The organism is Neisseria sp. P0009.S007, from assembly GCF_051962515.1.
Map to the genome: position 1 here is coordinate 1 of NZ_JBQCVF010000007.1, position 3147 is coordinate 3147.

Here is a 3147-nt window from a genome sequence, read left to right on the forward strand (position 1 = left end):
TTTCAGACGGCCTTGTATATAACAGGCCGTCTGAATTTTTTGATGCTTTCAGAATTTCACTATAACGCCAATACCATCAGACATAAGACCTTATCAGTCAAAAAAATCTACCGATAATTTTTCTAGGTAGGAGTCAGGAACAGCACATCTTTTGCTATCCAACCGACCATCAAAATCAAGTCAAGCAAGCCGCATTCAAAATGCCGATCGAGATGGACACTGCACCAAACAACGCGCCGACGGCAACATTGTTACCGATGAGTTCTGCGGTAGCGCCTTTAATCATCATTGTCGCAGCGAAATAGACAAAAATCTGAATTACGGCTGCGGCAAGGGCCCACAGGATAAAATCGATGAAGCTGACGCTGTGTGCAATGCTTGAGGCAAGCGTCAGACAAAAACCGACCAACGCGCCGCCAAATGACAAGGCGCAGGCAAGGTTGCCGTTTTTAATCAGGCGCAATTCTTCAACGGGTGTAATCCGCAGATATACGGCAGCAAAAACAACGGTCATGGCGATACCTGCCAACATGTATTGCAGGTAGAGCAGATATTGGGACAGAGAAATACTCACGATAAGATTCCTTGGTTTGCAATAAAGTGATTATGCCATATTTTTGAAGATAAACCCTTCGAAAAATATGGCATTTTTAGAAGCGCTTCAGGCCGTCTGAAACGGTCTGATTTTTAATTCATGTTTTATTGTGATAATCGTTGACGATTTTTGTATGTTTATGTAACTATTGCGCACCGTTATTTATTAGAGCAAAGAGGAGAATATGAGCATACTCGCCGCTATCCGCCCTAAAGAGCCTTTGCGCCATTTGCGCTGGTTTGACATGCTGATTGTGACCGCTATCCTGTTCGGTCAATTTGCCTACCGTTCTACCCAACTTTATATCGCCAGCCTGATGCCGCAAGTGGAAACAGCCGCGGTTGCCGAAGAGGCGCGCGATACTGCGGTAACCGGCGTGGCTTATTCTGAAAACATGAGCCTGCAGTTGACGCTGCTTGCTATTGCTCTGATTTACCTCGTTATCCGCCGTTTCGACTTCAAACAATTGCCGATTCGTTTTAACTTAGGCGTGTTGTTTTGGACGCCTGTGATTTTTATCCTGATGGGTCTGACCGCCGATGCGGTAACTTCGTTAAGCGGCGGCTACAATTACTTCACCACTGAAATCTTCCAATACATCAAACCATTATCCATTTTTGACAAATTCGCCGCCCTTGCGCCGATGGCCATCCTCTACGGCCTTTTAAACGGCTTTTATGAGGAATTCTGTTTCCTCGGCCTCTTGACCTGCGTGGAAGACAAATACAAATGGCAGGCATTGGCCTATTCGACCTTGGTGCGCATCTCCTTCCATACTTATCAAGGCATGCTTTGGGCGACCGTTATCGGCGTTGTTTTCGGCTTGATGTACTACTTCTTCTATAAATACAAAGTCAAAAACCTGCTGCCGTTTTTCCTGATTCACGCCTTGGCAGATATCTTCGGCTCCGGCTTCATCTATTTGATTTGCGCTTAATGGCAATGGTTGACTGAATAAACAAGGCCGTCTGAAACATCATCTTCAGACGGCCTTTTATCATCTATCGGCTTACTTAATCAACGTAATTGCCACATTCGCATCTTCAGTTGCAACGGCCTCAATCACGACATCTCCGCCAAATCGCAGCACCGAGCCTGCGCCAACCGTATGTTTTTCCTTCTGATTCAAGGTTACGTCAAAGCTTCCTTTTCCAACGGCAAAAATCAACGTTTTAAAACCCGGATGATCGTGCGGCTTAATCTGCTCCCCTTTCTTCATGTCTTTCTTAACGACCATGTAATTTTCGCCGCTGAAAATCTTACCGTTTTCTGAAGAAACCTCTCCCAAAGGCGCGGCAGAAACAGCAACGGAAAACAAAGCAGACAGCAATACGGCAGAAATATTGGCAACTTTCATGACAAGCCTTTCTTGAAAATAGGGCTTTCATTCTACAAAAAACCACTATATTGTTCAATAATAATTCTCATTTCTTAATCTAAAGGCCGTCTGAAACCCAACGATATTTTTCAGACGGCCTGATTGATCTGTATAATATTTTCTTATTAATAAAATCGCTTTATATACCCATCAAATGGAAACCGTCAGAAAAGATCCGCTCGGCTCGGCATGGATGGTTATTGCCGCGCTCGGCTTTACCGTCATGAACCTCTCCATCAAAGCCGCCTCAACGCAATTCGGCTTTTCCAGCGGCGAGCTGGTCTTTTGGCGCATGCTGGTCTCCACCCTGTTCTTAGGCATCATGGCCAAAGCGCAAGGCAACACGTTTTCCACGCCGCATTGGAAAACCCATCTCAACCGCAGCGTCATCGGCACGCTTGCCATGATGTGCACGTTTTATTCCGTCATGCACCTGCCGCTGGCAACAGGCGTCACACTCAACTACACGTCCTCCATCTGGCTTGCCATCTTTTCATTTTTCATTTTAAAAGAAAGAATTACGCTTTATACCCAAGCCATTTTGGTTATGGGCTTTATCGGCGTTATCCTGTTGCTCAACCCATCTTTTCAAGGCGGACAGGAATTTGCCGCGCTGGTCAGCTTAGCAGGCGGCGCCATGTCGGGCTGGGCGTATTTGAAGGTGCGCGAACTCTCGCTTTTGGGCGAGCCTGGCTGGCGCGTGGTGTTTTATCTGTCGCTTACCGGCCTGATTATGTCTGCCATTTGGAATTGCTTTACCGGCTGGCATCCGCTGACCGTGTCTTCCCTGCCCTATCTGGCCGGCATCGGCATCTCCGCCATGATTGCCCAACTGGCCATGACCCGCGCCTATAAGGTCGGCAAGAAATTTACCGTTGCCTCACTTTCCTACCTGGCTGTCGTTTTCTCCGCCCTGTCCGGCGTACTGCTTTTCGGCGATAAAATCACTTGGCAGGAAGCCGCCGGCATGGTTATCATTGTTGCAGGCGGCGTGTTCAGCAGTTTTACTCCGGCCTCAATCAAAAAATTTCTGATGAAGCAATAATTTAACAAGGAGAACACCATGATTTCCATCCGCGAACAATCTTACGGCTTAAACGTAGCGCTGTACAACGAGTTCACTTTGGACGATTTCCGCCAATTGGAAGAAGCCTTGTTGGCCGCAAAACAAAAA

The 3147-nt window shown here is 46.8% G+C and carries 4 protein-coding genes; 2 read left to right on the forward strand and 2 right to left on the reverse strand.

All coding sequences use genetic code 11. From position 1 onward, the window contains the following. Nucleotides 1-175: 175 nt before the first annotated feature. Nucleotides 176-574 carry a DUF350 domain-containing protein gene (locus ACTHS3_RS01855; RefSeq protein ID WP_039861961.1) on the reverse strand — a complete coding sequence of 133 codons (399 nt, stop codon included), beginning with the start codon at nt 572-574 and terminating at the stop codon, nt 176-178. A 205-nt stretch (nt 575-779) separates the two neighbouring features. On the opposite strand from ACTHS3_RS01855, the gene ACTHS3_RS01860 reads away from it, so the two are divergent. Beyond that, a complete protein-coding gene (locus ACTHS3_RS01860) occupies nt 780-1532 on the forward strand; it encodes a CPBP family glutamic-type intramembrane protease (RefSeq protein ID WP_004519330.1) in 753 nt (250 codons plus the stop codon). 72 nt (nt 1533-1604) lie between these two features. Here ACTHS3_RS01860 and ACTHS3_RS01865 read toward each other — a convergent pair whose 3' ends face one another. After that, on the reverse strand, nt 1605-1952 hold the full coding sequence (locus ACTHS3_RS01865) for a hypothetical protein (protein WP_004519329.1): 348 nt from the start codon (nt 1950-1952) through the stop codon (nt 1605-1607). Nucleotides 1953-2127: 175 nt separating this feature from the next. Here ACTHS3_RS01865 and ACTHS3_RS01870 point away from each other — a divergent pair, with 175 nt between their 5' ends. Continuing rightward, nucleotides 2128-3018, forward strand: a complete 891-nt coding sequence (locus tag ACTHS3_RS01870; RefSeq protein WP_440366976.1) for a DMT family transporter — start codon at nt 2128-2130, stop codon at nt 3016-3018. Nucleotides 3019-3147 lie beyond the last annotated feature (129 nt).

Bases quoted from the DNA above. Each gene is read 5' to 3' on its own strand.
- ACTHS3_RS01860 (WP_004519330.1), top strand. From the start codon at position 780: ATGAGCATACTCGCCGCTATCCGCCCTAAAGAGCCTTTGCGCCATTTG.
- ACTHS3_RS01865 (WP_004519329.1), bottom strand. From the start codon at position 1,952: ATGAAAGTTGCCAATATTTCTGCCGTATTGCTGTCTGCTTTGTTTTCC.
- ACTHS3_RS01870 (WP_440366976.1), top strand. From the start codon at position 2,128: ATGGAAACCGTCAGAAAAGATCCGCTCGGCTCGGCATGGATGGTTATT.